This is a genomic window from Paenibacillus sp. Lou8.1 (genome assembly GCF_024213565.1).
In the GTDB taxonomy this organism is placed as follows: domain Bacteria; phylum Bacillota; class Bacilli; order Paenibacillales; family Paenibacillaceae; genus Paenibacillus; species Paenibacillus polymyxa_B.
The window spans coordinates 1-14251 of the sequence record NZ_JANAVN010000012.1; the positions used below are offsets into that span (position 1 = coordinate 1).

Below are 14251 nucleotides of genomic sequence, written 5' to 3' on the forward strand. Positions count from 1 at the left end.
CAACACGGTAGGATCAATGGCAGGACGCCCGTTGTCCGCACAATACAGCGGGCTTACCTTCTCATGAATAAAGGAGATGTCTATATATGTATCCACTTTACGAAGCAGATGATCTTGCGGTACCAGTTCTTCCAGAGAAACCAATTCAAAAGATTGTTGTTGGTCTCGATGAGGTCGCAGCATATCAACACCGTCCGTTCTACAATAGTTACCTATATTATACAACATTAACGCGGTGTCGTCTTAAATAAAATGAACATAAAAAAAGCTGTCGAGACTTTCTCGACAGCCTGAGGCCAACTTAAGTTGGCCTTTCCATTAACATCAGGTCCTTCAATCACATTATAAGCAGAAATTCAGTTTATAATGCTGATACCCGTTCTTTTTCACCTACGCTATTAAGGACTGGTTCGGCATTTTGACTGAAAAAGTTACGTAATTCTTTGTTCTTATGAGCCATGATACCCATCACCAGAGCAACTATTCCCGAAGCCAGAGGAAGGTATACCCAATGGATTCTATCCAACAGTATTCCGTACAACCCGATTCCAAGCGGAGTTGCTAGCATAGTGATCGAGCTGATTACACCAAACACCCCGGCTCTGATATGGTCTGGAGTATACAGCTGCACATAAGATATCATGGGGACATTGCTCATCGAATTAAAAAATCCGGTTACTGCCAAAATCATAATGAAGATGAACGTCATCTGTATCAGGCTTCCTGCTGTTGAGGGAAACAATAATGGAAAACACCATGTTAGGAATAAGATGGCTTGAAGCTGAAACAGGATGAATATTTTGGTAATAACAAATTGATGTACTTTTCGACGTGAAACCACAATGGCTCCTGCAATGACTCCTATGAACCAGGCTCCTTGAATAACAGACAGTTGTTGAGCTGAAAGTTGAAGTTCCTGATAAGTCACATACGGTAGTACAACCTGGATTAATGGAGCGAGCATAAAATTGATGCCAACAAAGATGACAAGTAAATACATGATGGCTTTTTGCTTGTTTATATACGCAAACACGTCTTTTACGCTGTCTAAATAACTTGAGGATACCGTTTGTTCATCAGATTTCCTGAATTGTAACCATAGTTGCATTAATCCAGCCGAAATAAATGTTATTCCGTTAATCATCACAATCGTTTCCAAGCCCCAAGCTCGATAAGTAATTGCACCCAGGATCGGGCCAAGTACATTTATGATTGCTCCTATGCTTTGATAGGAAGAGTTTACGCTATGAACGTTTTCTCTTTCCACTAAGTTAGGAATTGAAGCGTTCAGCGTTAGGAACGTAAATGATTGAATTAAGCTTAATATAACGGAAAACACGGCGAGTAACATAACATTGGTTGAGTCCAACAAGAAAATGGGTAAAAAGATTAGTAACGCTATGCCGCTTAATATTTCGGTTATGACAAGCACTTTTTTCTTATTACTCCGGTCTATAACTACACCTGCAAAAATATTGACAAATACTCCGGGCAGAATGGATAAGCCTAACACCATTGAAAATACAGTGGCCGATCCGGTGATATCCAAAATATATAGACTTAAAGCAAACTTAAAAATCGAACTTCCTAGCTCGGATATAAGTCTGGTCACAGAAAAAATAAATAGATTCCGGCGAGCATAAAACAAGAATTCCTTTGGCTGATTCATGAGATCCCCCTATTCGGTTAGGGCAAGAGTTACAGAACGGTTGCCCAGCGTCTTTCCAATTGCTCCAAGGCACTTTGTAAATGATTCCGTACTATACTTTCGTCTTCTGAAAAAGGTAGAGTTAGTGCCACAAACAGATTAGACTCGCTATCATGCCAAACTTCGCATAAGATTCGTGTTCTTCCTTCAACATTGACATTACCCAGATCCACCGTTTGTAGGAGTTGATGCTCACTTCTCAGCTCACCAAGGAAATTAAATACAATTGGCATTCTATCCAAAGCCTGCTGCAAGTATCCTCCAGATAAAGGATAATCGTTCTGTACATCCGGATTATACATTAAGTTAGCAAAGCTGATATTATGTTCAGCTGCCCATTGAACACTTTGGCGAACCTGTTGTTCTAGAGATACCAGGTTTTGGTCTAAGTTAGTTAGTATCGGGATATGATCCACAAATTCACCAATAACATCATAGTAACGCTTTTCTCCAAAGCTTCGGCCATACTGCGTTACCCAAATTGGTACCTGACTAAGCTCGAAATACATTTTACAAAAAGCAGTAAACGTAAAGAATGCGATCTCCCAATGACTAGTGTTGTCCAAGTGAACTGCTCTCTCGGAAGATTTCAAATCCCAAATAACGGTTGTATGCCCTTCAAGTACTGCTTTTTGATCGACAAAATCAGTTATACGACCAATTGCACGATCAAACTTATCTAGACTATAGGTAGTTGCTAGTTCCAGATCGTCAACACCCTGAGGTCCTCCCATAATATGAGCTGTAAAATCAGAGTAACGATTTTTGCTCCCTTCAGGCGTTTCCTTTCCAGCTCGAACACATTCATAATAAGTGTTGAACTGGTGCTTAATAATCTCACTGCTCATAAAGTCAAAGATCGAGTGCGAAAAAGGTAATATGAGGATGTAGTCTTTCAGATTCTTTTTCACAATCAATATCCGATATAAGAGTGAATTGCTCAATTCATGCTTCTTGTAAAAATAAGGCCAGATGATATTATTCAGAATCACTTGCTGTGTATCTTCGTCATACATAGAGATATCCACCAGTGGTACAGGAAGATGATCCGGTGCTTCCCTTACCTGCCATTGCAAATCTCCGTTTTCTTCACACAGCGTACTTCTCATCAAATCTTGCTCTCGAATAATCTGCAGAATCGTTTCTTCCACATATTCCATGTTCATATGTTTTTCTAGTGGAATAATCGTGCCAGAAATATCACTGTGTTGGAGATGGTAGCGTTGTGTTGGAGAAACAGGCAGTCTCTCTATCACTCCTGGGTTTAGAATAGCTTTGGAGAAAACGTCCAAATCATTGTCAATTCTTTCTGTCCATATGCTCTTAATGTCTTCAAGATTGACCTTTTCTAGTCTCAGGGTTTCTTCTCCATGCCAAGTGATGTAATGAGGCTGGATCGATTCATCGCAATTCATGTCCAACAGTTCTATAATCTCTTTTTCGAAAGAAATGGCTCCATCTTCTAAATGCAGAACAATATAAGATTTTCCATTGAATTGCTCTTGTTGTATCCATCCCTTAACGTTCAGCTTTTGATGCAGCAACGCTATAATCTGATCAAATTGTTGGGCAAGTGCAGAATGGTTCTCTTCCATTCTTTCCACATGTAATGCCAACTCTCTGACCGTAGGGTATTGATAGATACTGCTCAACCGTAATTCACTACTCAAAATCCCCTGTAACCTGGATGCAAGCTGAATAGCCGTTAAAGAATGTCCTCCCAATTCAAAGAAGTTATCGTCGATACCCACATGTTCAACACCGAGTACACTCATCCAGATCTCAACTAATTCCTTTTCCAGTTCACTGCTAGGCTCTACATATTCCGTTCCGGTGCCAAACTCCAGCTCAATTTCTAATAGCATACGACGATTAATCTTACCACTCGACGTGAGCGGCATCTGATCCAAGAATACAAAATAAGCTGGAATCATATACTCTGGAACTGAGACAGATAGATTTTGTCGCAACATTGCCGTTGTCACATGAGGTTCGGCAACAAGATACCCACCCAAACTAGGCGTCCCCGTTCGGTCATCAGCACGGGCAAGCACTGCCGCTGCCCGAACTCCATCATGTGCAAGCAAAGCCGCCTCAATCTCACCCAGTTCGATCCGATACCCGCGGATTTTCACCTGATGATCGATTCTGCCCATATATTCGATATTTCCATCCGGCAACCATCTGGCCAGATCTCCTGTTCGGTACATCCGTCCTCCCGGCTCGTATGGATCTTCTACGAACTTCTCTTCCGTCAATTCCTCCCGGTTCACATATCCTCGTGCTACACAGTCGCCTCCAATATGCAGTTCACCAGGTATCCCTATCGGTTGCAAACGGTCCTTCTTGTCCAAAACGTACAATTTTACGTTATCAATCGGCTTCCCGATCGGAATGCTCTCCGGTTCATGCTCGGCAGGACAATCATAATACGCCACCTCCACAGTCGCTTCCGTTGGGCCATACAGATTGTGCAGCGTGGCACCTCCGCCGCCTATCAGGCGGTTAAACCGACGAACCTGCTCTGTCATCAGCGCTTCTCCGCTGGCAAATACACGTCGTACACTGTGCATTTTCCCCGCAGCTCCGCTGTGTTCCATATATTCCAGAAACGCTCCCAGCATCGACGGCACAAAATGCAATGCCGTTACCCGGTTAGCCTCAACCGTATCAGCTATTGTTGCCGGGTCCTTCTCTCCTCCCGGCTCCAAAAAGCATACCGTTGCCCCTTGGATAGCCCACGAGAATAATTCCCACAACGATACATCAAAGGTATACGGTGTCTTTTGCAGGATCACATCCTCCGCTCCAAACGGAATCCGCTTTTGCATCCAGTGCAGACGATTGATCAGCGAGGCGTGCTCAATCATGACTCCTTTGGGCTTACCCGTAGATCCCGAGGTGTAAATCACATACACCAAATCCGTCGAGCGATTGATTGATTCCGGATTCTTTTCTCTTCCTGTTTGCTCCTTTTCCTGTACCAGCATATCTTCGATAGCGATCAGTTCCCGGGTTGTTCCATGACAGCGAAGCTGCTCCGCTAACTCCTGCTGGGTCAATAAAATGGATGCTCCACTGTCCTCCAGCATGAACGCTAGTCGTTCTTCAGGGTCCTCTGGATTCAGCGGCAGATAGGCTCCACCTGCTTTCAAGATTCCTAGTAATCCGATAATCATCTCCAACGACCGGTGAACCGCGATCCCCACCACACGATCAGGTCCTACTCCTTTTTCCCGCAGCACATGAGCCAACCGATTCGCTTGGGCATTCAGCTCCTGATACGTTAGTTGCCGTCCTTTATAAAGGGCTGCCGGATGTTCCGGTGTTCGCTCCACCTGCTCCTCAAACAATTGATGGATTGTCTTCTCTCGCGGATAGATTGCTTTCGTATTGTTAAATTCATTCAAAATCACTTCTTTCTCTGGTAAAGAAGTTACTTCAATCGAGGATATACTCATCTCTGGATTATCCACGATTTGTCGGACTACGCCATTTAAATGATTTTTTATACGTTCCACAAATTCTCTACTTAAGGTATCAGCATTGTACAGAAATTTAATGTTCAGTTCTTCTTTCAGGGAAACAATAAGATTAAAGTCATAGTTTGTCTGTTCATAAAAGGCCATATCTCGCACGTGAATTTTCAGATTGTGCTTCTGAAGCGCCTCTTCTTCGCCATACTCAGGGTAATTTTCAAACACAATAATATGATCTAACAGGCTTTGCTTCAGCGTAGATATGGATTGAATGTCCGCTAACGATGTGTACTCATACTTAACAGAATCAATGGAGCTTTGTTGAGCTCTCTTGGCCATTTCAATGAAGCTTTCATTCTCCTCGCCATAAATTCGCACGGGAATAGTATTAATGAAAATACCTACCATGCTCTCAATGTCTGGGATTACTGGCGGTCGCCCTGAAACGACTGCTCCAAATACTACATCGTTGGTATTGTTATATCTTTGAAGCAATGCCCCCCATATGGATTGGAACAACGTGTTGACCGTAATCCGATTATGAGATGCAATCTCTGTTAATCGTCGTGTCAATGTTTGGTCTAACGAAAATTCCAGCTGACTCGTCTGGTAACCACCTTCTTTAGCCTGCAATTTGGACGTCTTTGGTATAACTGCACATTGCGTATATCCATCCAAAGCCTGTTTCCAATATTGCATGGCCTCCTCTTTGTCCTGCTTTTCCAGCCAACGAATATAAGTTGAATAAGCAGGGGCTGTTTCAGACTTAAGCGGTCTAACATTTTTCAATTCTAGATACATACTCATAAAATCGCGGTAGACAATTCCTACGCACCATCCATCCATAATCATATGATGGAAGGTCCACATCATAAGGAACTTATCAGGAGTTGTTTTTAATACATTTATACGTATTAGTGCTTCATTGGATAAATCAAATCCACGCAGAAGATCTTGCTTTTTGTAATCCTCTAGATAAGCGGTAATTTCTTGCTCATTCATCCCGGTAAGGTCATAATACCGAAACTCTGCATGCTGATGTTTACGCACTACTTGCCGAGGTTCACGTATACCGGTAAACACAAAATTCGTACGCAATACTTCATATTTTGCCAACAATTCTTGAAAACTCTGTTCCAGAAGTTCCTGCTGTAGTTCACCTTCCATTTCAATCGCGACTTGCTCCACATAAGCTGTAGTTTCCGGCTCCATCATGTAATGGAACAGCATTCCCTGCTGCATAGGTGTTAACGGGTAAATATGCTCTACCTGTTCAGTCCCACCAAACTGTGTGAGGATCTGATCTAACTCAGGAATAGAGAGAGTATGGTCTTGGTAATCAGATGGTGTGAGAACCTTCTGCGAAATGCTTGTACAGTGATTAATTAACATTTTTAAATGTTCAATATACATAAGGGATAATTGTTCAATAGCATGATCTTCATGCTCGCCATGAATATATCCAAATTCAAGTAACAGTTGGTCTTGGGAAACAATACTGTTGATGTCCAGTGTAAAATGGCTTTCTCCCCCTTCACCAACAGAACGTCCCGGCGATAACGGTGACGATTCAAAGCTTCCCTCTTGCGTACCATCCATAAATTGTCCCAGATAATTAAAACTGATTTGTGGCTGTATGTTAAAATCTAAATCTTGAATATGCTCCACATCGGTCAAATACTTCAGAATTCCGTATCCAATCCCTCGATTAGGGATATGCCGAATCATTTCCTTAGTTCGCCGAATAACAGATGAAATATCTTCACCATCCCTCATATCCAGAACAACAGGAAACATCGAAGTAAACCAACCTATGGTTCGAGTAACATCAATCTCCTCCATAATCTCTTCCCTGCCATGTCCTTCAAGATTAATAGCGAAGATTTTACTACCCGCCCATTGCTTAATAGCCAATCCAAGCGCTGATAACAATAAGTCATTAATTTCGGTATTATAGGCCTGATGAGCAGTTCCAAGCAGTAGCTGTGTATCTTGCTTGTCCAACCGGACAGCTATACTCGTTCTTTCTTTTTTCACTCCACCCTCTTTAGTAACTGCTCTCTTCTGAGGAAATGGAGACTCACATTGAACACCTTCAATTTGCTGCCAATATGCCTTCTCCTTTAGCAAAGCCCGACTATTCGAATACTCTGCAAGTCGGTCAGACCAATACTGAAAAGAGTCCGTTTTATCCGGCAAAGTGATAGTCTCACCTTGTAATGCCTGGGTATATGCGCTCTCCAAATCCTCTAATAAGATTCGCCAGGAGACCCCATCAATAACTAAATGGTGAATAACAATCAGCAAATGCTGACCTTGATCTGTTTGGAACAAGCCAACCTGGATAATCTCGCCTGCTCTTAAGTCCATGGTAGCCTGTAGCCGACTAGCCTCTTCCTCAATCTTGCTTTCAGCATCGTTACTTCCTTGTAAATTATAAATATTTACATGAAGAGGCTTTAACTGCATTTCCGTATGATATTGGCAAACAGAACTCTGACCGATCTCATACGCCATTCGTAGGGCATCATGGTGAATAATAATATTCTCCAAAGCAGTTTTTAGGGCTTTTTCATCAAATACAACACTAGTAAACAACATAACCGCTTGATTAAAATGGTTCCGATCATCCTGTACATTTTCGAAGAACCATCTTTGGATTGGAGTTAGCTGTACCTCACCTGTTACCGCCTTCTGGTCAATGATTCTGGAACGACGTTGGACATATGGTGCTACTTGCTGAACAGTAGGGTGCTGAAATATGTCCTTCATATCCAGCTTTAATCCCTCTTGACTCAACCTTGCGATAACTTGAATGGCCTTAATAGAGTCTCCTCCAAGATCAAAAAAACTGTGACTAATTCCAATTCCCTCTTGTCCCAGCACGCCTTCCCAAATTTTGATCAACTTCTCTTCCGTAGGGCTTGTCGGTGGTTCATACAGCGTGCTTAAGTCTAAGTTGATATGAGGCTCTGGCAATTTCTTCTGATCCACCTTGCCATTAGCGTTGAGCGGCAAACTATCCAGCAGTATTAAGCTAGATGGCAGCATGTAATCTGGTAAATACTTCGCCAAGTAACGGCGAATAGCTGAAGTATTTAAATCCCCATCTGTCACCATATATGCAGAAATACGATTTTGACCGGATTGATCCAGTTTAGCTACAACTATTGCCTCTTTAATGCGTTCATGGGATAGTAGTTGATTTTCAATTTCTCCAAGCTCTATACGAAAACCCCTAATTTTCACCAGATGATCTTGGCGGCCTACAAATTCAATATTTCCATCTGGAAGCCATTTTGCAATGTCACCTGTTTTGTACATTTTCTCGCCTGGATTAAATGGATTGTCTATAAACTTTTCTTTTGTAAAATCAGGTAGGTTCAAATAGCCCCGGGATAGTGCATCCCCTGCTATACAAAGTTCTCCCGGTATACCAATAGGCTGCAATTTGAGATTTTTATCCAGAATATACACAGTAGTACCTGTAATCGGGACTCCAATTGGAATTGTACCTTGCCGTTCATGAATCCGATCTACACCATAACAGGTAGCAAAGACCGTGCTTTCGGTAGGACCGTACATGTGCAGCATTTTATTGGGCCCGATATGTTCAAACAACTTACTCACATGCGAAAGCGAAACCCGCTCTCCTCCAAAAAGTACTTTGCGAATTGTAGTAAAACATTCAATATTTGTTTCTATCAACGTGTTAAACAAGGCGGTAGTAACAAAAAATACCGAGACATTTTCATATCGAATTAAGGAAGACAGTTTTTCTGGATTCAGCATATTTTCTTTACGTAAGAGAACCAGCTTCGAACCATTGACCAGAGCACCGAATATATCAAAGACCGATCCGTCAAAGGCATAGTTAGATAGCTGCAAGAGAATATCCTGATCAGTAAGATCGATATAATTGGAATTTTTAATCAATCTTCCCACGTTATAATGCATGGTCAGATTTCCTTTTGGTTTACCTGTTGAGCCCGAAGTGTATAGCACATATGCCAAATCATCCGGTTCATTCACATAAGGTAAATTACTAGAATCTGAATCCTTAACGATAGTATCGAGCTGGTCCAAATCAAGGGTTTCCCCTGTAAACCAATCTGCTTCTGCATCTTTCATAAAAGTTGATTCAGTCAGAACACGATTGGAAGCCAGTAATAGGGCTACCTTGCAATCGTATAGCATCAGACTAATTCGCTCCGCCGGATAATCTGGTGCCAGAGGGACATATGCACCCCCAGCCTTTAAAATCCCTAGGATTCCGGCTATCATTTCGAAAGATCGCTCTACCATAATGCCTACAAGCGTATTGGCCTGTACTCCTTTTTCTCTAAGCACTCTAGCAAGCTGATTCGCTTTTTCGTTTAACTCGCTGTAAGTCCATTGTTGTTCCTCAAACGATACCGCAATTCGATCGGGCGTCTTCGCTACCTGCTCTTCAAAGAGCTGATGCAGCAATTTTCGATCCTCTTTCTCGTTATAAGCAGGTACCGTATTAAATTTCCTTAACAGGATTTCTTCTTCAGATGTAGTAACCATGTTAACATCACTAATCTGGAGATCCGCAGAATCCACAATTGTCTGCAAAATCTGCAAATAATGCCTTGACATTCTCTCAATGCTTTCTTTGTGAAACAGCTTATTACAATAATCAATTCGAAAAGAGATTCCCTCTTGATTCGCTTCTGCTGTTAATGTTAAATCTACTTTGGCTATGCCAATTTCAACAGAATACGGCGATATGGATATCCCGTCAGCTTGCAGGTTTACCGAATCGGTATTTTCTAGAGAGAACATCGTATCAAACAGAGGATTTCGGCTTAGATCCCTGTGCAGTTCGAGCTTATCTACAAGATCTTCTATTGGGTAATCCTGATGTTCGAATGCTTCCAGGCTGTTTCTTTGCACCTCCAGTAGAAATTGCTTAAGCGTTTTGTCAGCAGCTGGGTGGTTACGCAACACAAGTGTATTAACGAACATCCCCATAATATTTTCTAAATCCGTATGATTACGACCTGCTATTGGAGACCCTATCACGACATCTTCCTGGCCTGAATATTTATGCAGCAATACGTTGTAAGCCGATAGCAGTACCATAAATAAAGTGGTCCGATTCTCTGCAACAAATTGTTGTAGATTTTCACTGAGTGTCTTGTCAGCTTGAAAAGAATACCGATCACCTTCAAAGCTTTGAACTTGAGGTCTCGTGAAGTCAGTTGGTAGATTTAGTACAGGAAGTTCATCCGAAAACAAGTCTAGCCAGTACTGTTCCTGCTTTATCAAGTGTCCCTCTTTGATCCACTCACTGTTCCAAACGGCGTAGTCTTTATATTGAATACGCAATGGTGACAGCGAGCTCCCGTGATACAATTTTGTGAAATCGTTAGCCAAAATGCTCATGGAAACGCCATCTGCAACAATATGGTGCATATCTACCATTAAGATGTGTCTATTGTCCGAAATACGCACCAGCTTCGCCCGCAACAAAGGAGCCAGACCTAAGTTAAACGGTCTTACAAACGTCTTGAATATCGCTTGAATCTGTTTGTCCTGTGCTTCTTTCCCGTCTTCATCAGCCTGTTGGAAACTCAGTTGAAATGGAACCTCACTATGGATTTTTTGTACTGGCTCCTGTGTGCTCCACTCAAATGATGTCCGCAATGCCTCATGTCTACGTACTAGATCCCTGAACACTCGCTCCAGCCGCTTAATGTCCAGATTTCCTTCCATCAGTAAGGCAAAGGACATATTGTACGCTGTTTCTGCTCCTTCAAACTGTTGTAAAATCATTTGTCTCTTTTGAACGGATGTCACCGGATACGAATCACGTAGCTCAGTAGGAGCAATATCCACCATCTTCCCGGCTGCAACCTCTGGTCTGCAGATCAAAACACTCATTTCTTCGATTGTCGGATGTACAAAAATATCACGGAGCGGAATTTCAACTTGTAACAGCTTATTGATTCGAGACATGAGTCGAGTCGCCGTTAGTGAATGTCCACCCAGTTCAAAAAAGTTGTCATGTATACCGATGGAGGATATGTCTAACATCTTCTCCCAAATCTCCGCCAGTTTTCTTTCCATTTCGTTCCTTGGTGCAACATATCTAGTGGTTCGCATCCTATGATCCGGTTCGGGTAGCGCTTTACGATTAACCTTACCACTGGACAGGTGCGGCATAACATCTAGTCGAACGAAATGACTCGGCACCATGTAATCCGGTATTAATGCCTTCAAGTGAGTCCTTAAAATAGATGTGTTCAAACCCTCTCCGCTTTCGAAATATGCACATAAATATTTGCCGCCATTCCGGTCATCAAGGGCCAGTACCGTCGCTGCCCTGACACCTTCGTACGCGAGCAAGGCCGCTTCAATCTCACCCAGTTCGATCCGGTAGCCCCGAATTTTCACTTGATGGTCGATCCGTCCCATATATTCAATGTTTCCATCCGGCAGCCATCTCGCCAAGTCTCCTGTCCGGTACATCCGTCCACCCGCCGCATATGGGTCCTCTACGAACTTCTCCTCCGTCAGTTCTTTTCGATTCACATATCCCCGGGCTACGCAGTCCCCTCCAATATGCAGTTCGCCCGGTACACCTATCGGCTGCAATCGATCTTTACTGTCCAAAATGTACAATTTCACGTTATCAATCGGCTTCCCGATCGGAATGCTCTCCGGTTCCTGCTCGGCAGGACAGTCGTAATACGCCACCTCTACCGTTGCCTCTGTCGGTCCATACAGGTTATGCAACGTGGCTCCTTCGGCTCCCAGCAAACGGTTAAATCGGCGGACATGTTCAGTCATCAGCGCTTCCCCGCTGGCAAATACTCGCCGGACACTGCGCATTTTCCTAGCGGCTCCGCTATGCTCGATATACTCCAGAAATGCTCCCAGCATGGATGGCACAAAATGAATCGCTGTTACCCCGTTGGCCTTCACCGTTTCGGCTATCGTTGCCGGATCTTTTTCTCCTCCCGGCTCCAAAAAGCATACCGTTGCTCCCTGAATCGCCCACGAGAACAGCTCCCACAACGATACGTCAAAGGTATACGGTGTTTTTTGCAGAATGACATCCTTCGCTCCAAACGGAATTCGTTGTTCCATCCAGTGCAGACGGTTGATCAACGAAGCGTGCTCAATCATGACCCCCTTCGGCTTGCCTGTGGAGCCTGAGGTATAAATCACGTACACCAAATCGGTCGAGCGGTTAATAGGTTCCGGGTTCTTCTCGCATTCTTCTCCTGTAAGTTCCATCCCCTCCATCAGCAGATCTTCGATAGCGATCAGCTCGCGATCGGCTCCGTGCGGACGAAGGCGGTCCAACTGATCCCGCTGGGTCAGCAGGATAGATGCCCCGCTATCCTCCAGCATGAATCCCAGCCGTTCTTCCGGGTCCTCTGGATGTAGCGGCAGATACGCCCCGCCTGCCTTCAAAATCCCCAGCAGACCAACGATCATCTCCAGCGATCGATGAACTGCGATGCCCACCATCTGGTCGGGCCCGATCCCTTTCTTCCGCAGGACGTGAGCCACCCGATTCGCTTGGGCATTCAGCTCCCGGTACGTCAATTGCCGATCTTTGTATAGGGCTGCCGGATGTTCCGGTGTTCGCTCCACCTGCTCCTCAAACAATTGATGAATCGTCTTCTCCCTTGGATAAGGCGCAGCCGTCCCGTTGAATTTCTTCAAAATCAATTCTTTTTCTTCTGGTAGAATAATATCTATTTCGTTCAAAACTACATCAGCAGATGAAACCACAGTGCGGGCGATTTCTTCAACATGTCGACCTAATCGATCTATATATGCTGGTTCGTATAATAGACCGTTATAGCTGAATTTCATCCGCAGTTTCTCACCGGGGACAACGTTAAGGTTGAAGGAATAATTAGTTTGTTCAAAGCCAGCCATCTCCGAAACCGCTAAACTGTTTTCGTCCGCGTGATCGGGGGCCTCCTCCATACCCGGAAAGTTTTCAAAAGCCAAAATATGGTGTATCAGATTACTCTTCAACAAACTCCCCGCCTGAATATCAGCAAGAGGCACATAATGGTGCTCCCCCGCCTCCATAACCGAATGTTGTACATGCTGGACGAATTCCGAAAAAGCAAGATGATCCTCTTCACTTGATATACGCACTGGAATAGTATTGATAAATAGGCCCACCATATTTTCTGCTCCCGGAATATCTGACGGACGACCGGAAACGACAGAGCCAAATACCACGTCGCGGGTGTTGTTGTATTTCATCAATAGCAGACCCCAGATGGAGTGAAACAATGTACTCAAAGTAACCTTGAGTTCTTTGGCCAGTGATTCCAACTGACCTGTTAATTGCGAATCAAAGCTAAAGATTTGCTGCTGTGGATCGTAATCAACGTGGCTCCCTTTACCACTCGTAGGCAAGATGCTTTGCTGTTCAAAACCATCCAAATATCGCTCCCAAAACATAAGCGCTGTATCTGTATCCTGCTTGTCCAGCCATTTGAGGTATTTTTCATAAGAAGGAGCTTCACCTAGCTGAACTGGCTCATTTTTTTTCAATGATGTGTAGATCTGGAACCATTCTTTCAGAACGATTTCTAAGCACCATCCATCCATAATGATGTGATGAAAGCTAACGATCAGCTTGTATACATCAGACGCACACTGCAATATGGAGACCCGGAATAACTCATCCCGGGTGATATCAAATCCGTTGGCCTTATCACGTTGAACAAACTGTTCTATATAGGCCACCTGGTCAGATTGCGTTAGTGAAGAAATGTCTTCAAAGTGAATGGATGGATGCTTCTGCCGGAATACGATCAATTTAGGCTCTTCAATATTGACGTGAAAAACATTGCTGCGCAATATCTCATGGCGCTCAAATAGAACAGAAAGACTTTGGTCCAGAAGCTCTACCTCGAGTAAGCCGTTCAGGGTAAGACTCACTTGTTCAAAATAGGCGTACGAAGTTTGATCTAGCAGGCTATGGAACAAGATTCCTTGTTGCATCGGAGTTAATCGGAATATACTTTGAATTTGCAGATCTTTACTCATAAGCCACCGC

At 43.5% G+C, this 14251-nt stretch carries 3 protein-coding genes; all 3 read right to left on the reverse strand.

Going from position 1 to position 14251, the window contains the following annotated elements; all coding sequences use genetic code 11:
* A partial coding sequence (locus NLX78_RS17485; protein ID WP_483311684.1) for a transposase occupies nucleotides 1-183 on the reverse strand: 183 nt, incomplete at its 3' end.
* Between the two features lie 178 nt (nucleotides 184-361).
* On the reverse strand, nucleotides 362-1669 hold the full coding sequence (locus NLX78_RS17490; RefSeq protein ID WP_254351114.1) for an MFS transporter: 1308 nt from the start codon (nucleotides 1667-1669) through the stop codon (nucleotides 362-364).
* A 29-nt stretch (nucleotides 1670-1698) separates the two neighbouring features.
* Complete coding sequence (locus NLX78_RS17495) at nucleotides 1699-14241, reverse strand: non-ribosomal peptide synthetase (protein ID WP_254351115.1); 12543 nt, start codon at nucleotides 14239-14241, stop codon at nucleotides 1699-1701.
* Between the last annotated feature and the right edge of the window lie 10 nt (nucleotides 14242-14251).

Coding starts and splice junctions, on each gene's coding strand:
- NLX78_RS17495 (WP_254351115.1), bottom strand. CDS start 14,241: ATGAGTAAAGATCTGCAAATTCAAAGTATATTCCGATTAACTCCGATG.
- NLX78_RS17490 (WP_254351114.1), bottom strand. CDS start 1,669: ATGAATCAGCCAAAGGAATTCTTGTTTTATGCTCGCCGGAATCTATTT.